The sequence below is a fragment of the Mesorhizobium sp. M0816 genome, assembly GCF_040320005.1.
Lineage (GTDB): Bacteria > Pseudomonadota > Alphaproteobacteria > Rhizobiales > Rhizobiaceae > Mesorhizobium.
Genome location: NZ_JAMYOT010000018.1, coordinates 1 through 18,410, shown reverse-complemented (window position 1 = coordinate 18,410; position 18,410 = coordinate 1). Strand labels below are relative to the sequence as shown.

23 protein-coding genes and 1 pseudogene are annotated in these 18,410 nt (G+C 63.1%); 8 read left to right on the top strand and 16 right to left on the bottom strand.

The features are described 5' to 3' along the window. Positions 1 to 32 precede the first annotated feature (32 nt). The 5 genes and pseudogenes from NKI17_RS24590 (at position 33) to NKI17_RS24570 (ending at position 3,679) form a co-directional block, all read left to right on the top strand. Positions 33 to 744 (top strand): annotated as a pseudogene (locus NKI17_RS24590) (glutathione S-transferase family protein). 313 nt (positions 745 to 1,057) lie between these two features. After that, positions 1,058 to 1,693, top strand: a complete 636-nt coding sequence (gene bluB / locus NKI17_RS24585; RefSeq protein ID WP_352622375.1) for a 5,6-dimethylbenzimidazole synthase — start codon at positions 1,058 to 1,060, stop codon at positions 1,691 to 1,693. Between the two features lie 155 nt (positions 1,694 to 1,848). Further along, the gene (locus tag NKI17_RS24580) at positions 1,849 to 2,145 is read left to right on the top strand and encodes a DUF1905 domain-containing protein (RefSeq protein ID WP_023677668.1); all 297 of its coding nucleotides are present in this window, start codon (positions 1,849 to 1,851) and stop codon (positions 2,143 to 2,145) included. A 244-nt stretch (positions 2,146 to 2,389) separates the two neighbouring features. After that, on the top strand, positions 2,390 to 2,812 hold the full coding sequence (ndk, locus tag NKI17_RS24575) for a nucleoside-diphosphate kinase (protein ID WP_023677669.1): 423 nt from the start codon (positions 2,390 to 2,392) through the stop codon (positions 2,810 to 2,812). Positions 2,813 to 3,070: 258 nt separating this feature from the next. Beyond that, complete coding sequence (locus NKI17_RS24570) at positions 3,071 to 3,679, top strand: class I SAM-dependent methyltransferase (protein WP_352906922.1); 609 nt, start codon at positions 3,071 to 3,073, stop codon at positions 3,677 to 3,679. 75 nt (positions 3,680 to 3,754) lie between these two features. Here the strand turns inward: NKI17_RS24570 and NKI17_RS24565 are convergent, their stop codons facing one another. From NKI17_RS24565 to NKI17_RS24535, 7 genes are all read right to left on the bottom strand, one after another. After that, positions 3,755 to 4,024, bottom strand: coding sequence for a hypothetical protein (locus NKI17_RS24565; protein ID WP_023677671.1), 270 nt, complete (start codon positions 4,022 to 4,024; stop codon positions 3,755 to 3,757). Positions 4,025 to 4,217: 193 nt separating this feature from the next. Beyond that, positions 4,218 to 4,985: a YbaY family lipoprotein gene (locus tag NKI17_RS24560; protein WP_352906921.1), complete on the bottom strand. Its 768-nt coding sequence runs from the start codon at positions 4,983 to 4,985 to the stop codon at positions 4,218 to 4,220. Positions 4,986 to 5,070: 85 nt separating this feature from the next. Continuing rightward, positions 5,071 to 5,550, bottom strand: coding sequence for a molybdenum cofactor biosynthesis protein MoaE (locus NKI17_RS24555; protein WP_352906920.1), 480 nt, complete (start codon positions 5,548 to 5,550; stop codon positions 5,071 to 5,073). Positions 5,551 to 5,553: 3 nt separating this feature from the next. Further along, positions 5,554 to 5,811 carry a molybdopterin converting factor subunit 1 gene (gene moaD, locus NKI17_RS24550; RefSeq protein WP_352636513.1) on the bottom strand — a complete coding sequence of 86 codons (258 nt, stop codon included), beginning with the start codon at positions 5,809 to 5,811 and terminating at the stop codon, positions 5,554 to 5,556. Between the two features lies 1 nt (position 5,812). Next, entirely contained in the window at positions 5,813 to 6,409 is a 597-nt protein-coding gene (pgsA, locus tag NKI17_RS24545) for a CDP-diacylglycerol--glycerol-3-phosphate 3-phosphatidyltransferase (protein ID WP_352481786.1), read from the bottom strand. A 101-nt stretch (positions 6,410 to 6,510) separates the two neighbouring features. After that, positions 6,511 to 8,589: an excinuclease ABC subunit UvrC gene (uvrC, locus tag NKI17_RS24540; protein ID WP_352906919.1), complete on the bottom strand. Its 2,079-nt coding sequence runs from the start codon at positions 8,587 to 8,589 to the stop codon at positions 6,511 to 6,513. Further along, positions 8,586 to 9,362, bottom strand: a complete 777-nt coding sequence (locus tag NKI17_RS24535; protein WP_352594394.1) for an SDR family oxidoreductase — start codon at positions 9,360 to 9,362, stop codon at positions 8,586 to 8,588. Before NKI17_RS24535 ends, uvrC begins: the two co-directional genes overlap by 4 nt. Positions 9,363 to 9,782: 420 nt before the next feature. Between NKI17_RS24535 and NKI17_RS24530 the strand changes: the two genes are divergently transcribed. Then, entirely contained in the window at positions 9,783 to 10,433 is a 651-nt protein-coding gene (locus NKI17_RS24530) for an outer membrane protein (protein ID WP_292662341.1), read from the top strand. 78 nt (positions 10,434 to 10,511) lie between these two features. Here the strand turns inward: NKI17_RS24530 and NKI17_RS24525 are convergent, their stop codons facing one another. From NKI17_RS24525 to NKI17_RS24515, 3 genes are all read right to left on the bottom strand, one after another. Further along, entirely contained in the window at positions 10,512 to 11,108 is a 597-nt protein-coding gene (locus NKI17_RS24525) for a glutathione S-transferase family protein (protein ID WP_352569696.1), read from the bottom strand. A 485-nt stretch (positions 11,109 to 11,593) separates the two neighbouring features. Then, positions 11,594 to 12,031: a hypothetical protein gene (locus NKI17_RS24520; RefSeq protein WP_084641221.1), complete on the bottom strand. Its 438-nt coding sequence runs from the start codon at positions 12,029 to 12,031 to the stop codon at positions 11,594 to 11,596. A gap of 492 nt (positions 12,032 to 12,523) precedes the next feature. Further along, entirely contained in the window at positions 12,524 to 13,054 is a 531-nt protein-coding gene (locus tag NKI17_RS24515) for a DinB family protein (RefSeq protein ID WP_352569694.1), read from the bottom strand. Positions 13,055 to 13,116: 62 nt separating this feature from the next. On the opposite strand from NKI17_RS24515, the gene NKI17_RS24510 reads away from it, so the two are divergent. Further along, complete coding sequence (locus NKI17_RS24510) at positions 13,117 to 13,752, top strand: TetR/AcrR family transcriptional regulator (protein WP_502894595.1); 636 nt, start codon at positions 13,117 to 13,119, stop codon at positions 13,750 to 13,752. A gap of 38 nt (positions 13,753 to 13,790) precedes the next feature. Here NKI17_RS24510 and NKI17_RS24505 read toward each other — a convergent pair whose 3' ends face one another. The 5 genes from NKI17_RS24505 to NKI17_RS24485 all read right to left on the bottom strand — a co-directional run bounded on the left by NKI17_RS24505 (position 13,791) and on the right by NKI17_RS24485 (position 17,377). Next, complete coding sequence (locus tag NKI17_RS24505; protein WP_352906918.1) at positions 13,791 to 14,543, bottom strand: sulfite exporter TauE/SafE family protein; 753 nt, start codon at positions 14,541 to 14,543, stop codon at positions 13,791 to 13,793. A gap of 124 nt (positions 14,544 to 14,667) precedes the next feature. Beyond that, a complete protein-coding gene (locus tag NKI17_RS24500; protein ID WP_023677684.1) occupies positions 14,668 to 15,120 on the bottom strand; it encodes a hypothetical protein in 453 nt (150 codons plus the stop codon). Positions 15,121 to 15,244: 124 nt separating this feature from the next. Beyond that, positions 15,245 to 16,093, bottom strand: a complete 849-nt coding sequence (locus NKI17_RS24495; RefSeq protein WP_352569692.1) for a 23S rRNA (adenine(2030)-N(6))-methyltransferase RlmJ — start codon at positions 16,091 to 16,093, stop codon at positions 15,245 to 15,247. Then, positions 16,090 to 16,701, bottom strand: a complete 612-nt coding sequence (locus tag NKI17_RS24490; RefSeq protein WP_352569691.1) for a hypothetical protein — start codon at positions 16,699 to 16,701, stop codon at positions 16,090 to 16,092. Before NKI17_RS24490 ends, NKI17_RS24495 begins: the two co-directional genes overlap by 4 nt. 4 nt (positions 16,702 to 16,705) lie before the next feature. Continuing rightward, positions 16,706 to 17,377, bottom strand: a complete 672-nt coding sequence (locus NKI17_RS24485; protein ID WP_352569690.1) for a TetR/AcrR family transcriptional regulator — start codon at positions 17,375 to 17,377, stop codon at positions 16,706 to 16,708. Between the two features lie 85 nt (positions 17,378 to 17,462). On the opposite strand from NKI17_RS24485, the gene NKI17_RS24480 reads away from it, so the two are divergent. Next, entirely contained in the window at positions 17,463 to 17,972 is a 510-nt protein-coding gene (locus tag NKI17_RS24480; RefSeq protein WP_352569689.1) for a carboxymuconolactone decarboxylase family protein, read from the top strand. On the opposite strand, the gene NKI17_RS24475 is transcribed toward NKI17_RS24480, so the two are convergent. Continuing rightward, positions 17,959 to 18,410: phosphotransferase (locus NKI17_RS24475; RefSeq protein ID WP_352906917.1), on the bottom strand; the 452-nt coding region annotated here is incomplete at its 5' end. The genes NKI17_RS24480 and NKI17_RS24475 overlap by 14 nt on opposite strands.

Sequence of the window (18,410 nt, the reverse complement as noted above, 5' to 3'; positions counted from 1 at the left end):
GCCATAGTTAGACTGCAAGGACGCTGCCGCCAATGACCATTCTGCTCTATGACCTTGTCGGCCGCGATGCCGCCCGCCCATTCAGCCCACATTGCTGGAAGGCGGCGATGGCGCTGGCTCACAAAGGGCTCGACATCACCAGCGTGCCGACCCGTTTCCTCGAAGTGCCGAAGGTGGAAGGCGGCGTCTCGAAGCTCGTTCCGGTGATCCGCGACGGCGAGACGGTGGTCGCCGATTCCTTCGCTATCGCGCTCTATCTCGAGGAGGCCTATCGCGAGCGGCCGACATTGTTTTCCGGCGACGGCGGTAAGGCGACGGCGCGCTTCATCGAACGCTGGTCGCAGCTGACCATCCATCCCTACGTCACCACCGCGGCGATACTGGACCTGCATGCCCATGCAGGACGAGGCAAACGCCGCCTATTTCCGGCAGAACCGCGAACAGCGCTTCGGCAAGCGCCTGGAGGCGGTTTACGCCACCCGCGACGCCGGGCTCGCCAGCTTCCGCGCCTCGCTGGAGCCGCTGCGCTCGATGCTTGGCTATCAGCCCTTCATCGGAGGCCGGTCGCCGCTGTTTGCCGACTACATCGTCTTCGGCGCGCTGCAATGGGCGCGCATCGCCACGCCCTACCGGCTGCTCGACGACACCGATGTCGTGGCGCAATGGTTCGAACGATGCCTCGATCTGCATGGCGGCCTCGGCCGCACGGTCGCGGCGGCGGCGATCTCCCGCCTTGAGAGTTGAAATCGGCAGTTTTCATCGGCGGCGGCACATTTTGTTCTTGCTTTGTGCCGGCAGCTATGCTACTAATCTCGATATGGTGATGATTCGCACCGACGCCCGCCCGGCCTGCCGAGGCGGGTTTTGTTTTGCCGATCGAGGTCCAACGGCGTTACCGGCAGGGACGTCGTCCGGCCTTAGCTGCAAGTTGCCAGCCGGCGAAATGCGACAATGCGGGTAGACGAAGTGTCGCTTGAAGCGCCTCATCAGCGCCTGGATCGAAGCAAACAAGACGAACATCCGGCGAACCGGGCAATCACAACAAAGGCAGCGCGCCATGATCGCAAACCCAGATTTCCCGGCCGATTTTCGCGCTGCGCTCGCCAACCTCTTCCTGTGGCGGCGCGACGTCAGGCGATTCAAGCCGACGCCGCTCCCCGATGGAGCGCTGGAGCGGCTGCTCGAGCTTGCCAGCGCCGCACCGTCCGTCGGGCTGAGCCAGCCCTGGCGCTTCGTCGTCGCCGAGAGCGAAGCATGCCGCGCCGCCGTCAGGGCCTGCTTCGAGCGCTGCAACGCGGAGGCACTCCAAAGCTTTTGCGGTGAACGCGCCGCCCTGTATTCGCGCCTGAAGCTTGCCGGCCTGAATGAGGCGCCCTGCCAGCTTGCGGTTTTCGCCGACCGCGCAACCGAGCAAGGGCATGGGCTCGGCCGCCTGACCATGCCAGCCACCATAGACTATTCCGCTGTCATGGCGGTCCACACGATGTGGCTGGCGGCGCGCGCCGAAGGAATAGGCATGGGCTGGGTCTCGATCCTCGATCCGGCCGAGGTGGCGACGATCATGGACGTGCCGGCGGAGTGGACGCTGATCGGCTATTTCTGCGTCGGCTATCCCTCGGAGGAACACAGCGTGCCGGAACTGGAACGGGAAGGCTGGGAGGTCCGGCGCGCTTCGATCGTGATAAGGCGGTAGTGCAACGGCGGCGCTGCCATCCTCTTTGCGGGGAAGAATGACTCCTCCCTGCAGGGCTGTGGACGTCAGGGATGGTTTCGCCGATCGTCAGCATCGCCAGCAAGACACCATGGCAATGCCAGTCGTGACGGCCTTGATCTGAGGAAGGGCATTGAATGTTTCGCTGCGACGTGCAGGCCGAGATCTGGGTCTATCCGGGCAAGGGCGGCTGGCATTTCGTGACGCTGCCGCCGGAGCCTGGAGCATGGATCAAGACGGCGATGACGGGGCTGGCACGGCCCTGGGGCTCGCTCGGCGTGGAAGCCGTCATCGGCCAGACCAGATGGCGGACATCGCTGTTTCCCGACAAGAAATCCGGCAGCCTGCTCTTGCCGATCAAGACCGCGGTGCGGGTCCGCGAAGGCCTCGGGGCTGGCGACACGGCCAACCTGACGATCGAGATGCAGTTATGACGACGTTGGGTCAGGCTGACGACGACGCGCTATAGGGCGGCCAGTCGGTCGGATCCAAAGTGAGTACCGGTTTTTGGAAAATCCGATGCTCAACAAAAAGATGAGCGGCGGCATGGTTCGACTTGAAAGTCCGCCGCCCCAGCGCAGAAATGCGCGCCGCGCCGGCCTCCCCTTGGCAAGGCGGCGGGCGACTTGTATAGAGCCCGCCACCCTCAATTCCACTCTCCATCACAAGGACGATCCCATGGCGCTCGAACGCACCTTTTCCATGATCAAGCCGGACGCGACCCGTCGCAATCTCACCGGCGCTATCACCAAGATACTGGAAGATGCCGGCCTGCGCGTCGTCGCTTCGCGCCGGGTGTGGATGAGCCGCCGCGAGGCGGAAGGTTTCTATGCCGTCCACAAGGAGCGTCCGTTCTTCGGCGAGCTGGTCGAATCCATGTCGTCGGGCCCGACAGTCGTGCAGGTACTGGAAGGCGAGAACGCCATTGCCAAGAACCGCGAAGTGATGGGCGCCACCAATCCGGCAAGCGCCGCCGAAGGCACCATTCGCAAGCTGCACGCGCTGTCGATCGGCGAGAATTCCGTGCATGGTTCCGATGCGCCGGAAACCGCCGCGCAGGAGATCAAATACTGGTTCTCGGACACCGAGATCGTCGGCTGAGCCGGCATCCCGAACCCCATCAAAGAGGCCGGCGCAACGCCGGCCTTTTTTGCTGAAGCGCGTCGCGTTCGACCGGCCTCCTGCGACGCGCTTTAGGTTTCTTGTCTTGATGCATGTCGTTATCGCAAAACCGCTGCACACTTTTGCGCGACATGCAGTGGCGGACATTTTCAGCTTCAGGCTCCTCGACGGGTCACGGGTGCGTTAAGCTCGGAGGGGCGGATCAAACGCGATCCCGACAATGGAGCCGACCAGGCCATGACCAGCACCATTCCCGGTTTCTTCCAAGGCACCGAAATGCCGACCGGCGGCTGGTGGGAAGCGTTGTGGCCCGACCCTGCCGGGGTGTTGACGGCGGTGGGAATGAAGCCCGGCATGGACGTGGTCGATCTCTGCTGCGGCGACGGCTGGTTCACGTTGCCAATCGCCAGGGTCGCCCGTCATGTGATCGCCATCGACATCGATGCCGATCTGCTCGACGTCGCCAGGCGGCGGCTGGCCGAAGGAGGCGCGGGCAATTGCGAGTTTTTGGCGGGCGACGCCTATGAACTTGCCAGGCTGGTGCCTCAAACCGTCGACTTCGTTTTTATCGCCAACGCTTTCCACGGCGTTCCGGATCGGCCGCGGCTTGCCCGCGCCGTGCGCGCGACGCTTGGCCCTGCCGGTCGTTTTGCCATCGTCAACTGGCACCAGTATCCGCGCGAGCAGACCACGGTCCTGGGCGAGCCGCGCGGGCCAAAGACCGAGCTGAGGCTGTCACCCGAACAGACCACCGCGTCGGTGGAAGCGAGCGGGTTCAAGCTCGCCGAGCTGGTTGATGTGCCGCCCTATCACTATGGCGCGGTATTCAAACTCGCGACGAATTGAGAAATATCGCATGAGATGCGGCATCGTCGCCCGATACATGTCGCCCGCCGCCCCCTAGCGGCGGGTTCTGCCAGTCTATTTCGCCTCGCGTTCCTTCACGTTCGCATGTTCGTTCGCCGCTTCCGTGTCGGTGGACGGGGTCTTGGTCTCTTCACCTGAAAACGGGCTGCCCTGCCCCGGTGCGAGATCGCCGCTATGGCCGGCCTTGTTGGTCTGGAACGGTTGGCTGTCCGCTTTGAGACCGTGGTCAAGAGCATTGACGAGATGGTCGTCCGCCTTGGCAAGGCCGGTAAAGGCAAGGAGCGATGCACCGGTGGCGGCAAGGATAAGCGTGTGCGTTTTCATGTCTGGACTCCTTTGAGTTAAGGCCAGAACGAGCCGCAGCCATTCTGGCGGCTTCAACGAAGGGACAAACGTCCCTTTTGCCTTACCCGCCATTTATGAAGAACTAACGCGCCCCCTGCCCGGCCTATTCCCGCTGAAACACAACGTGATCGGCATGCAGCTGCCGCAGAGAGTAATCGGCTTGGGTGATGCGCTAGCTCGCGGCGTTGAAGCGCAGAATGTCGCGGCCGTCCTTGTCGGCGATAACAAGTTTGCCGGCATCGATATGGTACGACGCTGCCTTGGCCAGCGCCTCGAACAGCGCCTTTTCCTCGGCCATGGTCTCGGGCGCGCAGGCCTTGAAGGTCGAGCCGATGTCGCTGATGGCGATCGTCGAGCCGTTTATCCTGGCGGTGGCGAAATAGACGTTGCAAGGGCCGCTGCCGCCGGCCTTGCCGGCTTCGCTGATCCGGAATGTCGCCCGCGGCTCGGCAATCACGCCGACACCGTCGATATATTCGACCAGCCAGCTTTGGCCGAACACCGAAGCTGCCGCCGGCGCATCGCTCGGCGCCGCCATTTTCAGCATGATGGTCTGTGGCGCGTCGCTGAGCGGGTCGACCTGGTGGCGCGCATCTGTGACGAACAGCAGCCGGTCGTCGACAGTGATGCGCGCCTGCAGCGCGTAGGTCATATCAGGCCGGATCACCTGCGGATCGAAGCTGATCTCGAACTTGATCGGCACCTGGCCGGCCGGCACCACCTTGCGCTCACCGATGATTGCGGCCGGCGCGTCGGCCAGCGACACGTCGGCAAGCTGCACGGAAAGCACGGCATTGGGCGGCAGCGCGATGCGCTCGCGATACATCACCTCGCCCTTGAGGGTCTTTTCGGCAGCGGCGGAATGATCCGGAACGGCCAGGATGCCGACGGCCAGCGGCACGAGCCCGAAGATGAAGAACTCGGCAATCCTGTCCAGCATGATCCTGCTCCCCTTCCGGCCAAGGGTCTCGCAGGATTGCGGTCAATGAATGGCCGGCAGGGTATGGGATGGCTGTCGCAGGGATTTATTTGGACGGCGGCTGCTTCCAGCGGCCCGCCGCCTTGTCGTCGGCCTCCTTGGCGTCGACCCAGCCGCCTTCGGAACCGTCGCTATGGTGTTCCTTTTTCCAGAACGGCGCGCGTGATTTCAAATAGTCCATCAGGAAATTCGCGGCCTCGAACGCCGCTTGCCGGTGGGCGGAAGCGGCCACCACCAGCACGATGTTTTCGCCCGGCGCGATCTTGCCGTGGCGATGGATGACGGTGAGCCCCTGCAGCGGCCAGCGCTCGATTGCCTCGCCGGCGATGCGGGATATCTCGGCTTCCGCCATGCCGGGATAATGTTCGAGCTCGAGCGCCGAGAGCCTGCCTTGCTCGTCGCGGCAAAGGCCGGAGAAGGTCACCACAGCGCCGATATCGTTGCGACCCCTGGTCAGCCTGGCGATCTCGGCGGCGACGTCGAAATCCTCCGCCTGGATGCGCACGACCGGCACCACCGCGGACATGGTTCAGCCACCGGTCATCGGCGGGAACAGCGCGATCTCGCGCGCGCCGGCGATCTTCTCGCGGTGCTCGACATGTTCCTGGTTGATGGCGACGCGGATCACGTCAGGATATTGCAGCGCGTTCTCGTACTCCTCGCCGCGCGATTTCAGCCAGCGCAACAGGTCGGCGACCGTTTCGATGCCGGCCGGCAGGTCGACGTCCTCCTCCGGTCTGCCGATCCGCTCGCGCACCCAGGCGAAATAGATGAGCTTCGTCGACATGTTACTCGTCCATGATGTGCTTGAGGCCGGCGCGGAAATAGTCGTAGCCGGTGTAGAGCGTCACCAGGGCTGCGATCCACAGCAGCACCAGCCCGGTCTGGGTGGTCAGCGGGAAGATCTTGTCGCCGGCGGGACCTGCCAGCAGGAAGGCGATGGCGATCATCTGGATGGTGGTCTTCCATTTGGCGAGCTGCGTCACCGGCACCGAAACCTTCAAGGCCGCCAGATATTCGCGCAGGCCCGAGACCAGGATCTCGCGGCACAGGATGATGATCGCCGCCCATAGCGACCAGCCGGCGATGCCGGCATGGCGGTCGGTGTCGGCGGCAAGCAGCAGCAGGCAAGTGGCGACCAGCAGCTTGTCGGCGATCGGGTCGAGCATCTTGCCGATGTTGGAGGTCTGCTGCCAGGCGCGCGCCAGATAGCCGTCGAAGTAATCGGTGATCGAGGCGAGCAGGAAAATGATGAGCGCCGACCAGCGCGCGAAGTCGCTCGATTTCAGATGCCCTTCCAGGAAGAAGCACAGCACCACCAGCGGCACCGCCAGGATGCGGGCATAAGTGAGCATGTTGGGCAGGTTGAACGCGCGCTGAGCCATGTTTTGGGAACTCTTTCTGCCTGCTTAGTCAAATCAGAAGCGAATGTGGGGGGTCAACAGGCCAGAATCGATTAGCCAGCCGAAATATCGGCAATAGGGGCTTAGCTCTCGTGAAAATGATTGTAGACCAATTTCGCCACCTGCTCGGAAATGCCGTCGACCTTGACCAGGTCCTCGACGGCGGCGCGGCTGACCGCCTTGGCCGTACCGAAATGCATCAGCAGCGCGCGCTTGCGGCCGGGGCCGATGCCGCTGATCTCGTCGAGCGGGCTCTTGACCATCTCCTTCTTGCGGCGGGCGCGGTGCGAACCGATGGCGAAACGATGGACCTCGTCGCGCAGCCGCTGGACGAAATAGAGCACCGGATCGCGTACGGGCAGCGAGAATGGGGCCTTGCCCTTGACGAAGAAGCGTTCGCGGCCTGCATCACGGTCCTGACCCTTGGCGATGCCGATGGCCACGACGCGGTCCTCGATGCCGAGATCGGCGAGGATCTTGCGCACCGCCGTCATCTGCCCTTGGCCGCCGTCGATGAGGATGACGTCGGGCCAGGCCGGGAAGCCGCCGGCGTCCTCGATATCGTCGCCCGGTCCGGTAGGGCCCGCCTCGTCCGCGCCCTCGGTTTGCGGGGCATCGCCATGTTCCTTCAACAGCCGCGAAAAGCGCCGCTGCATCACCTCGCGCATCATGCCGAAATCGTCGCCCGGCGTGATCTCGGTCGAGCGGATGTTGAACTTTCGATACTGGTTCTTCACAAAACCTTCCGGCCCGGCGACGACCATGGCGCCGACGGCGTTGGTGCCCATGATGTGCGAGTTGTCATAGACCTCGATGCGCACCGGCGGTTTTTCCACGCCGAAGGTCTCGGCAAAGCCAGTGAGCAGCCGCGCCTGGGTCGAGGTTTCGGCGAGCCGCCGGCCGAGCGCCTCGCGCGCGTTCTGCCGCGCGTTGTCGGTCAGGTCCTTCTTCTCGCCGCGCTGCGGCACGGAGATCGACACCTTGCGGCCGGCGCGGGTGGAGAGGGCCTCCGCCAGCAAGTCCTGCTCCTCGACGCCATGCGACAACAGGATGGTGCGCGGCGTCGGCTTGTCGTCGTAGAACTGCGCCAGGAACGATCCCAGCACCTCGCCGGCTTCGAGCGCCGGATCGGCCTTGGGAAAATAGGCGCGGTTGCCCCAGTTCTGGCCGGTGCGGAAGAAGAACACCTGGATGCAGACCTGGCCGCCCTCCTGATGGATGGCGAAGACATCGGCCTCGTCGACGGTCTGCGGATTGATGCCTTGATGGCTCTGCACATGCGACAGCGCCGCCAGCCGATCGCGATAGATGGCGGCGCGTTCGAAATCGAGGTTCTCCGAAGCCTGCTGCATGGCGGCGGAGATCTCCGTCTTCACCTTCTGGCTGCGGCCGGAGAGAAAATCCTTCGCCTCGGCGACAAGCCTTGCATAGTCGCCGTGCGAGATTTCGCCGGTGCACGGGCCGGCGCAGCGCTTGATCTGGAACAAAAGGCAAGGCCGGGTGCGGTTCTCGTAGAAGGAGTCGGTGCAGCTCCTGAGCAGGAAGGCGCGCTGCAGCGAGTTGATGGTACGGCCAACTGCGCCGGCCGAGGCGAAGGGGCCGAAATAATCGCCCTTGCGCGAGCGCGCGCCGCGGTGCTTGTAAATACCGGGCGAGACATGATCGCCGGTCAATAGGATATAGGGGAACGACTTGTCGTCGCGCATCAGCACGTTGAAGCGTGGCCGCAAGCGCTTGATGAGGTTGGCTTCAAGCAGCAGCGCTTCGATCTCGGTACGGGTGACGACGAACTCCATGGTCGACGTCTCGCGCACCATGCGGCCGATGCGGCTGGTGTGGAACCGGCCTTGCGCGTAGCTGGTGACCCGCTTCTTCAGGCTGCGTGCCTTGCCGACATAGAGCACGTCGCCGGCGGCATTCATCATGCGGTAGACGCCGGGCGCATTGGGCAGCCGCTTTACCAGCGTCTGGATCACCTCGGCGCCGACCATGCCGTCGGCGTCGCCGGCATGCGGGGTCCAGTCGATGGCGGTGAAGGTAACGTCCGGACCGCTGGCTGCAGGCTCGACGACTTCCTCGGCCGCCTCGTCCTCGAGGTCGATTTCGGGCGGCAGGTCGTCGGCGCCACCGCGCGTTTTTTGTTTCTGGTCCATGGGGCTCATTCCGTCATGCCTGTCACATCGGGCGTCTGCCATGCAAGATGCTGGCCGCCGTCAAGCGCGATCATCTGGCCGGTGACCGAGCGTGCCGCCCAGAGATAACGGATAGTGGCACCGAATTCCGGCAATTCCGGGCCGCGTTTCAGGATCAGCCCGGCAATCTGGGCATCGAAATCGCTGTCGTGCTGGCGCGTGTTCTTCAAGGTCGGGCCAGGACCAATGGCGTTGACACGGATGCGGGGACCCAGCGCCTGCGCCATCATCTCGGTCGCCGCCCACAAGGTCGACTTCGACAGCGCATAGGAAAAATAACGCGGCGTCGGTCGCCAGACGCGCTGATCGATCATGTTGACGATCAGCCCCTCACTGTTCTGCGGCAAGGCCCGGGCGAAAGTCTGCGCCAACAGCGCCGGCGCCTTGACATGCATGGCGAAATGGCGATCCCAGGCCGGCCAGTCGAAATCCTCAACGCTGTCGTGCTCGAACAGCGAGGCGTTGTTGACCAGCAGCGACACCGGCCCGAGCGCCGCCGCCGCGCGACCGACCAGGTCGCCGACGGCGTCCATCTCGGTCAGGTCGGCAGCAATCACTGCGGCCCGGCCATGTCGACCAAAATGACCACTGGTGATCTGGGCCGCCAGTTCCTCCGCCTCGGCCAGCGAGCGATTGCAATGAATGGCGACGGCAAAACCATGCGCGGCAAGATCTTCGACGATCGCCCTGCCGATCCGCTTCGCCCCGCCCGTCACCAGTGCCGTCGCGGCGACCTTGCTCATCTGTCAATCCTTAATCCGATGCCGATTCCGACCTGCCGGGATCGCGCCGGCAAATTATGGCCCGCCAAGCGTTAAATCCCATTTCCACCTGGGGCAGGATTGTGGCAAAGTGGCCGGTGGGCGTTTTGGCTCGACCGGAATTCGGGCCAGCCCGCCCGCAATATAGGGCGCTGGAGCCCTTACACCAAGCCGTGTGCAGTGCAGCACGGCGAACCTGCTGACATTCGCTGTTGCGAAGATGCAACGTCAAGGTTCTGCCTCATTCGTGCCAGGTAATGACCCAAGTTCAGGTTCGCTTCAGCCGCATTTCGACACGACATTTGGAACCGTTGAACGCCGGATCCGTTTCACCCCCCGGACGGGTTGAGGGCGCTCATGAAAAAACAAGCCTGTGTCCTGTGGCTTAAGGAGTAAAGAACAATGCAAGCCAATCTTAAATTTGCGCGACCGCTCGCGGTGGCGTTTGGGCTGTTCGCCCTCGGCGGAACCGCCTATGCCGCGGACGTGGTTCAGGAAGAGCCGCCGGCACCTGCCCCGATCGCAGAACTTCCGGTCGCATCCTGGGCTGGTCCCTATGCCGGTGTGAGCGTCGGCTACGGCTTTGCTGGCCACGCCAAAGCCAAAGACATTGGCGTCGACGTCGACACCAAGGGTTTTGTCGGCGGTGTCTTCGGCGGCTATAACTGGCAGCAGGAGAACTTCGTCTACGGTGCCGAAGCCGATATCGGCTACAACGGCGTCAAGGGCGACGATGCCGGCATCGAGGCCAAGGGTGGCTTCGAGGGCTCGCTGCGTGCCCGTCTCGGCTACGCTGTCACCCCGGACATCCTGCTCTACGGCACCGCCGGTGGCGCGCTGAAGAACCAGAAGATTGAAGCGGCCGGCGTAAGCGACACCAACACCCAGTTTGGCTGGACAGCCGGCGTCGGTACCGACATCAAGATCACCGACAATGTGTTCGGCCGTGTCGAGTATCGTTACACGGACTTCGGCAGGAAGGACTTCGACGGTATCGGCAAGGTCAAGTCGACCGACAATCGCGTCACCTTCGGCGTCGGTATGAAGTTCTAAGTCGTCCAAGCCACGACACGAAAAAGCCGGGCCTCGCGCCCGGCTTTTTTTGTTGGCATCGGTTGAGACCGCTTGTCCTCAAGCCGGGATGGCGGGCTTCAGCTCCGGGAATTTCTCGTCGAAGCGTGCCGCCCAGCGCGTCAGCCGGCCGCGGCCCTTTTCCCATTTTCCAGCGAAGCGCAGCGAGAGATAGCCGAGGCAGGCGCGCAGTGCGATCTGGCCGAGGGTGATTTTCTTCGGCAGCTTCGGCGGGTTCGCGTTGAGCAGATCGAGCGCGGCCGAAATCTTCGTCCACTGGCGCTCGAGCCAAGGCTGGTAGACCATCTCTTCCGGCCGTGTGCGCCGCTCATAGACCATCGACAGCGCGCAGTCGCAGATGCCGTCGGCCAATGCCTCCAGCACCTCCGCCTCAAGGCGCTTGTCGGGATTGCGCGGAAACAATGCGTTCTTCGACATCCGGTTGAGATGCTGGGTGATGGCGCGGCTGTCGTGGACCGAGCGGCCGTCATCGAGCACCAGCACCGGGATCTTGCCGAGCGGATTGGCGCCGATCAGTTCGGCCGGCCTTTCCTCGGTCTTTATCGGCACGAGATCGACCGCAATGCGGGCATGAAGTGCTGCCATGCGCACCTTGGAACTATAGGGGGAAGTAGACGCGTAGAGCAGTCTGGGCATTGTCGATTCCTGTTTGTCGGCTACAGCTCCATACGTCCTGTTGGACGCGCAAAAGGACGCGGTAGCATTGTGACTTCGCGCATGACCCTTACCGAAAATCGATTCCGACAGGGGCTCGTGCGTGGCACTGTTGACCGATCATGCAGGGTTCATCAACGGCCAGAGGCGGAAAACCGCGCCGCCAGCGTGCAGCCATAGTCTCGCGTTCGGATGCGATGAGCCGGAGGTGCGGCGGCAGACGCGAGCAGGTCGGACAATCCAGATCCGAGCAACTACCAACTCGGCCTTGCACCGAAGGTTGGTTTTGGCAGCCACGAATATCCCACCGGACTTCGCCGCATGGCGAAGTCCTGGGAGCTGCGAAAAGACGTCTTCCTCCCGCCTCTTTCTGGTCCTGCCCGACTGTCAACCAAGAAGCGAGGCGCCTGTCCGGCATCCCGCCCTGGCTGTCTTGAGTACTGTCCCCTGCGACAGCAGGACCGCGACTACTTCTTGGCCTTCGCCTTTGCGGGCGCTGCCTTCGGCTTGGCCGCGGGCGCTGCTTTCTTCACTGCTGCAGAAGATTTCGCAGCGGCGGCCTTTGCCGGTGCTGCCTTCTTCGCAGCGGGCTTCGCCGCGGCCTTTGCAGCCGGCTTCTTGGCCGGTGCCGCCTTCTTTGCCGGTGCAGCCTTGGCCTTGGCCGGTGCTGCTTTTGCCTTGGCCGGTGCTGCTTTCTTCACGGCTGGTTTTGCCGCGGCCTTGGCGGCCGGCTTTTTGGCCGGCGCTGCTTTTGCCTTAGGCGCAGCGGCCTTCGCTTTGGCCGCGGGTGCTGCTTTCTTCACAGCAGTTGCGGCCTTTGCCGCGGCTGCTTTTGCCGGTGCTTTCTTTGCCGGTGACTTTGCCGGTGCCTTGGATGCCGGCGCTTTGGATGACTGCTTAGCCATATCATGCCCCTTCCGTTGTGCCGACGGCCGTTATTGACCCGGCGCGCATTGCATATCTGACTCGCGGCTTGCTAGCCAGCGAAGCATTAGAATGATTTTTGCAGCTTAAGTTTTGGTTACGGCGAGCGCGCGACCATTTTACCCGCGCAAAAATCGGCTGCGAATCTTTGTGTCCCGCAGCGAAGTTCTGCGACAGAAATTCTGGTCGCTCTATCTCGACCGGTCTTCTCGTCAAGCTCATGACCTGTTCGACCAGCTTTGCGCTTCAACGTCCGACGCTCGGCGCGAACATTGTCAAGAGCGAAGGCGGTCGCCCGCCTCGTCTTGTCCGAAACGATAAACTACAGGTAAGTAGGAAGCAACGCGACGAGCACGCCGCTGCACTATCTTGCACGACGCGATGAAAGTAAGCAGACAGCTCGCATTTCTGAAGGACAGGATATCCGTCGATAGATCCGGTCGAGCCGACCGTGATCGAAAGCGCTTGGCCGTTCAGGCGCCGAGCGGCTCACGGCCTATCTGCAGCCGGCGCGAAGGCTCGGCCCTGTGGAGATGGACGGCGAAGGTATCCCATGGCGGCATGACCGAAATCTGCGCCAGGATGCGCCCCGCTTCACCGCGATGATAGCCGCCGTGCAGTACGACGTGGGTCAGCATTTCCTGTCGCGACATCAATGCCTTATCCCCGTCGGTGAACACGAATGCGACGGGCTCGGACAGCTGCCGCGACGAAACGGTTTCGAGATAATCGAGATACCAGCGATCGGTCGCTGCGACCGCGGCGCGAAGTTCGTCGAACGCCGGCGTGTCCTCGGTGGTGTCGGCGGAGTAGCCATGGCTTGCGTCAACCAGGTGCGCCGAGAATATCCGCGACACCACATGGCTGTGATCGACGAGCCGTATCACGGCCTGCCGTTCCTTGCCGTGAACATGCGGGTCGAGACTCGCGAGCTTTTCCAGCAGTTCGTCATTGGCCCAGGCCTGATAGGCAAACAGGCTGCGAAGCAGAGCGAGCGCATTCATGGTCGGTGTCCTTTTCCGGAAATGCGAGTATGTTGTTTATATTTTCAGGAGAATGGGCGAACGTGTCTACTCGCATTGCAAAACCGCATCCGCGCATGCGCAAACAGCCGCGCCAGGCGCGTTCCAGAGCAACCGTCGAGGCGATCATCGAGGCGGCGGCTCATGTTCTGAGCGGGCTGGGGTGGGCCGGCTTCACCACCAACAAGGTTGCCGAGACAGCAGGTGTAAGCATCGGCACGCTCTACCAGTATTTTCCCGACAAGCTTTCCCTGCTCGCTGCCGTCCGGCGCCGTCACTTCGATCATGTGCTGTCGGTCATTCGCGATTCGGCGGAAGACCAAAAGCCGCTCAGGAAATTCGCGCAGGAGCTGGTGCGCGGCATGATCGCCGCGCACAGCATTCACCCGACACTACATCAGGTGCTGCTCGACGAGGCGCCGGGCGATCGCGGCTCCAGGGCCGCCCATGCTTCGTTCCAGGCACAATACCTCAATCACTATGCGACTGCTGTCGCCACTTATCGCAAGCCAAGGAAAGGCGCCGACATGCAGACCGTGGCGCGCGTGCTATCGTCAGCGATCGAAGGTGTGATCCACAACGCGGCACGCCGGAACATGCTCGCCGCGCCGGAGCTGCAAAAGCAACTCGTCGAACTGATCTGCGCCTACCTATCGGGAGCAGGCCGCATCGGTCGATAGCGCATGGCACGGCGGAAGTCGCGATTTCTGTGTGTCGTTCAAACCCGGCTTATGAGGTGCGGCAAGGACGATACCAACAATGCCCCACCTGATGCGGCCAAGAGTGTGAGGACGATCTTTCGAAAAGTCGTCTCGCTAACGCCGACGTAGAGTCTCGCGCCAAGGAGCGTCGGTATCAACATGGCCGGCGCAACGATGGCAAACATCGGCAGCATTTCGAGCCTGATCTTTCCGGCCGCAAGATAGGCAGCCATCGTCATGGAGAGGGTCACCAGGTTGAAATTTTGGACGACAATGCGCTGCCTGTCCTTTTCCCATTGGCGCAGCACGCACCACAGCGTTGGAACCGGGCCGGTGAAGCCGCCAAGTCCACCCATGATGCCGCCGACCAGACCTATTGCGCCGTCTGCAACAGGACCTCCGACCGTGATGGGAGGGAGGCGACGGGCAAAGAGCATCAAGGGACACCAAACGACCAGCAGCGCTCCGAAGACCAGCTTGAACAATTGCACATCCAGCAAGGGCAGGATGGCGACACCGACCGGAATCCCGATGATCCCGCCGATCAGGAATGGCAGCAGAAGCCTGAGGTCGAAGCCCCGGCGGACGGTGACGGCGGCGATGATCTGGCCGGTGAGCGCCCCAAAGACCGCCATGGCGGCAGCAAGCTGGGGCTCCACGGTCCAAATCCAAATCGACATGGCAACCAGGCTGAAAGCGAACCCGGAAAGCCCCTGGACGAAGCCAGCAACGACCGCGCCGAGAGCAACAGTATAAACAAACGAATCCATGTAGTGCTGTTTCCCCGCAAACTCGTGACAGCAGATCGCGCTTCCCGCGAATGCTGCGCCGCATGGAAACGGTGACGGTCGATCAGGTGGCCGGTGCTAAAAATCGGAATCAGCGAGTGCGCGATCAGCGCAGGACGCGGCAGCGGCCGTTGTAGACCATCCAGCGGTCGAAGCCCGAGACGCAGAATTCGACATTGTCGCCGATCGAGGCAAAACCCTGGCCTTCCTCGATCAGGTACCAGATGGTGCGAGCGCCGCCGTCGGAGAGGCTGACGGTGGCGCCGCAATAACGGCGGCCGATCGGCCAGGTGTCGTCGGCCGGCAGATAGCGATGCTGATGGATGCGCTGGAAGTCGACGATCTGCACATCCGGCAGATGCGGCACGTGATGCACCTGGTAGGAGAAGCGGTCGGTGATCTTGTTCAGCACCCAGGCCTCGCCGCAGACGCCGCTATCCTCGTCGGTATAGATTGCAAGGTCGGCCGCCTGGACTGCCTGGGTGACGCCAAGAGGCGCGGCCAGCGGCGTGCAAAAGGCGAGCAGTGCGGCAAGGGCGGATTGGGCGAAGCGAGTCATGGCAGCCTCTCAAGGTCGACTGCGCGCACTGTGCGGATTCGCTGACGCGCGGTCAAGCGGTTGTAGCGACCGTGGTTGTGGTGACGATGGTTGCGCTGACGGAACGGCAGGGCCGCGCCTCAAACTACTCTCCCGCCAGCCAGTCCAGCGTCCAGTGCGACGGCTGCTCGACAGCAAGCAGCCGGTGCAGCGCCGGCAACAGCGTCCGTAACTCGTCTTCCAGCGTGAAGGGCGGATTGACCACCACCATGCCGCAGCCGTCGAGGCTCGGCTCGACGGCGGCCGGCCTGATCTCAAAACCGATGTCGAGCAGCTTCGAAATGCCTGTCTGCTTCAGCGCCTTGCGGAAGGCGGCGACCGCCCTGCGGTCCTTGAGCGGATACCACAGCGCGTAAATCCCTCCTGGCCAGCGCCGATGGGCTTTTTGCAGCCCGTCGACCAAGCGACCGAACTCGCCCTCTTCCTCGAAAGGCGGATCGATGAGCACGAGGCCGCGCTTTTCCTTTGGCGGCAGATGCGCGCCGAGGGCCAGCCAGCCGTCGAGCTCGATCACCCGGGTCTGGAAGTCGCCGTCGAACAGCGCCTTCAGTCTGGCGGCATCCTTAGGGTGCAGTTCGACTGCCGACAGCCGGTCCTGCTTGCGCATCAGGTGCCGGGCGATCAGCGGCGAACCCGGATATTTTTTCACGCCGCCCTCCGGATTGAGCGAATGGACGGCTTCAAGATACGGCGCCAGCAGTGCCGCCGCCGGCGCATCGAGTGCGGCGTCGACCAGCCGGCCGATGCCGCCTTGCCATTCGCCGGTCTTTTGCGCTTCGGTCGAGGACAGATCGTAGCGGCCGATGCCGGCATGGGTGTCGATGACCCGAAACGCCTTGTCCTTCTGCTTCAGATATTCGATCAGCCGGCTGAGCACGACATGCTTGACGACGTCGGCGAAGTTCCCGGCGTGGTAGGCGTGGCGATAGTTCAATTGGAGCCCCTGCCCCAGCGCGGCGGTGGCGGCTGCGAGTTCGGATTTTCCGGCCGGCGGCCGCCGAAACGGAATGCCAGCACCAGCCCCACCAGGCCGGCCGCCATCAGGGAAAAACCGACCGGGCGCGCCCGGCGGTCGACCTCGCCGGCCCCCGAGCGCAGGACGAGATCGACGGCCCGCATCGGAATGCCTTCGGCGTCGCCCGGACCGACGGTGAAGATGTAAGAACCAGGGGTAACGGTCGGGATCAGGCCGGCCTCGTCGCGAAAGATCCTGTCCGGCAGTTGCGGGCTGACCTGGCGCGGATTGTCGGAGTGATTGAACTGCAGCGTCGAGGCGAGCACCGTCCTGCCGCCGGTGGCGGCAGTGAGGGTCAACACAGTGCGCTGCTGCGAGACGATGCGCTCGGCTCTCGCCGTAAGGTCGACCAGCACGCGTAGCGGCCCGTCGCGTGCGCTCAGGGGCACGGTCACCGGCTTGAACCGGCCCTGGTCGTAAACCCGCCAGATGCCGATCTCACGGCCGGAGAAATTGGTCATCGCCCAGGGATAGACGACGCCGATGCCGGTACCGATGAGCAGTATCAGGGCGAACAGAGAGCGCATGAGGTCAAGACCCGGTATTCGGCGCGCTGGTGCCGTCGCGGGCGCGCTCCATTTCGTCCAGGAGCATCTCAAGGCCGAGATCAAACGTCCGGTCGAATTCGGCGGTGCCGAAATAACGCCCGGCCGCAGCTACTTTTGGAAAATCCTGCGCCAGTTGCTCGTCGCTGACGATGGTCACGGCCGAAGGCCCCTTTGCATAGCCGGCAGTCTCGTCGAGGATGGCACCCATCAGATAATAGCCGGTGGTGCGGAACAGCCGCGCACCCAGTTCCGGTCCGAAGCCGCCGGACTCGAACAGGCCAAGGATGCCGTTCAGCCAAGTGAGACAGGTCGGCGAATTCATCCGGTAGGTTACAAGGAACGTGGCAAAGGCCGGGTGCTCACGCGCGACGCGGCGGAAATCCTGCACGGCAATGCGTAACCTTTGTCGCCAAGGGAGGTCCGCGTCGGGCATTTCGAGGGAGCCGATCAGCCGATCCACCAAGGCTTCGAAGAGATGCGCCACCGAAGGAAAGTGGTGATAGATGCTCATGGCTTCGCAGCCGAGTTCTGCCGCCAGCTTGCGCATCGAAAACCCGGCGAGGCCCTCGCTCTCGATAACCTTCAAAGCCGCATCCTCGATCATCTCGCGAGACAGCCGGCCGCGCGGTCGCTTTTTTTTGATCGATGTGTCCATGGTGCCGCTTGACAACTTACACTGTAAGGCTAATTTTCGACAGTACCTTACATCGTAAGGCTAACAAACGCCAGAGGAGAATGTCATGTCTGTCTGTCGTACTCTTTCATCAAAGCACTCTTCCATCCGCCGTGCCTGCCTGCTCGCCGCCACCTGTGTGCTGACGCTGGCTGCAGCTCCTTCTTATGCCGATGAGTATGACGCGACCGTCAAGGACATCCAGTCGACCATGGGCGGGGTGCCCGGTTTCGTAAAGCAGTTCCCGAAAGCCGGTCTGCCCGGTGCATGGGCCGAGGTCAAGGCCATCCAGCTCAGCGACAAGACGGCGCTGCCGCCGAAGGTCAAGTCGCTGATCTCGCTGGCGGTGGCGGCGCAAATCCCGTGCAACTACTGTATCTGGTCGGACACGCAGGACGCCAAGCGCGCCGGCGCCACCGACGAGGAGATCCAGGAGGCGGTCGCCGTTTCAGCGCTGACCCGCCATTGGAGCACCATCTTCAACGGCATGCAGGTCGATTTCGATACGTTCAGGAAGGAGATGGGGCGGGCAGTAATGCTTTCGTTACTAGAGCGGGACGCGTTCAGACTGAATTAGCCTTCCCGCTTCGACTGTTTGTGTGATCCGCCAGCACCTCATCGATGACCCGCCACGATTTTTCCGCCTCGCGCTGGTTGCCGTCATGTCCCGAGGCGACGATCAGCGCCTTCCACAACGCCCAGCCCCGTGCGCGCGCCCAGCTGTGCTCGTCAAGGGCAATGGCGGCGCGGAACGCCTGGCGGCTCTCGCCGTAAAATTCCGTCCACGCGATCACCAGGTCACAGGCAGGATCGCCGATAGCCGAGCTGCCGAAATCGACGACCGCGCACAGTTTGCCATCTTCGACGAGCAGATTGCCCGAGGCAACGTCGCCATGGACCCAGACCGGCGGCCCATGGCATCGCGGGGCCAGGGCCGGCGCCCCCACCGCCACCGCGGCGGCCGTGTGGATGGGGCCGCCGCGCCGCGCGCGCGCCGCGCGGGGGGGGGCGGGGG

What these genes read in the sequence shown, in the direction of transcription:
- NKI17_RS24520 (WP_084641221.1), bottom strand. Translation starts at nt 12,031, where the DNA reads ATGGCTAAGCAGTCATCCAAAGCGCCGGCATCCAAGGCACCGGCAAAG.
- NKI17_RS24505 (WP_352906918.1), bottom strand. Translation starts at nt 14,543, where the DNA reads ATGGATTCGTTTGTTTATACTGTTGCTCTCGGCGCGGTCGTTGCTGGC.
- NKI17_RS24485 (WP_352569690.1), bottom strand. Translation starts at nt 17,377, where the DNA reads ATGGACACATCGATCAAAAAAAAGCGACCGCGCGGCCGGCTGTCTCGC.
- NKI17_RS24555 (WP_352906920.1), bottom strand. Translation starts at nt 5,550, where the DNA reads ATGTCCGCGGTGGTGCCGGTCGTGCGCATCCAGGCGGAGGATTTCGAC.
- NKI17_RS24560 (WP_352906921.1), bottom strand. Translation starts at nt 4,985, where the DNA reads ATGCTGGACAGGATTGCCGAGTTCTTCATCTTCGGGCTCGTGCCGCTG.
- NKI17_RS24580 (WP_023677668.1), top strand. Translation starts at nt 1,849, where the DNA reads ATGTTTCGCTGCGACGTGCAGGCCGAGATCTGGGTCTATCCGGGCAAG.
- NKI17_RS24515 (WP_352569694.1), bottom strand. Translation starts at nt 13,054, where the DNA reads ATGAATGCGCTCGCTCTGCTTCGCAGCCTGTTTGCCTATCAGGCCTGG.
- uvrC (WP_352906919.1), bottom strand. Translation starts at nt 8,589, where the DNA reads ATGAGCCCCATGGACCAGAAACAAAAAACGCGCGGTGGCGCCGACGAC.
- moaD (WP_352636513.1), bottom strand. Translation starts at nt 5,811, where the DNA reads ATGTCGACGAAGCTCATCTATTTCGCCTGGGTGCGCGAGCGGATCGGC.
- pgsA (WP_352481786.1), bottom strand. Translation starts at nt 6,409, where the DNA reads ATGGCTCAGCGCGCGTTCAACCTGCCCAACATGCTCACTTATGCCCGC.
- NKI17_RS24565 (WP_023677671.1), bottom strand. Translation starts at nt 4,024, where the DNA reads ATGAAAACGCACACGCTTATCCTTGCCGCCACCGGTGCATCGCTCCTT.
- NKI17_RS24525 (WP_352569696.1), bottom strand. Translation starts at nt 11,108, where the DNA reads ATGCCCAGACTGCTCTACGCGTCTACTTCCCCCTATAGTTCCAAGGTG.
- ndk (WP_023677669.1), top strand. Translation starts at nt 2,390, where the DNA reads ATGGCGCTCGAACGCACCTTTTCCATGATCAAGCCGGACGCGACCCGT.
- NKI17_RS24535 (WP_352594394.1), bottom strand. Translation starts at nt 9,362, where the DNA reads ATGAGCAAGGTCGCCGCGACGGCACTGGTGACGGGCGGGGCGAAGCGG.
- NKI17_RS24500 (WP_023677684.1), bottom strand. Translation starts at nt 15,120, where the DNA reads ATGACTCGCTTCGCCCAATCCGCCCTTGCCGCACTGCTCGCCTTTTGC.
- NKI17_RS24570 (WP_352906922.1), top strand. Translation starts at nt 3,071, where the DNA reads ATGACCAGCACCATTCCCGGTTTCTTCCAAGGCACCGAAATGCCGACC.
- NKI17_RS24480 (WP_352569689.1), top strand. Translation starts at nt 17,463, where the DNA reads ATGTCTGTCTGTCGTACTCTTTCATCAAAGCACTCTTCCATCCGCCGT.
- NKI17_RS24490 (WP_352569691.1), bottom strand. Translation starts at nt 16,701, where the DNA reads ATGCGCTCTCTGTTCGCCCTGATACTGCTCATCGGTACCGGCATCGGC.
- bluB (WP_352622375.1), top strand. Translation starts at nt 1,058, where the DNA reads ATGATCGCAAACCCAGATTTCCCGGCCGATTTTCGCGCTGCGCTCGCC.
- NKI17_RS24530 (WP_292662341.1), top strand. Translation starts at nt 9,783, where the DNA reads ATGCAAGCCAATCTTAAATTTGCGCGACCGCTCGCGGTGGCGTTTGGG.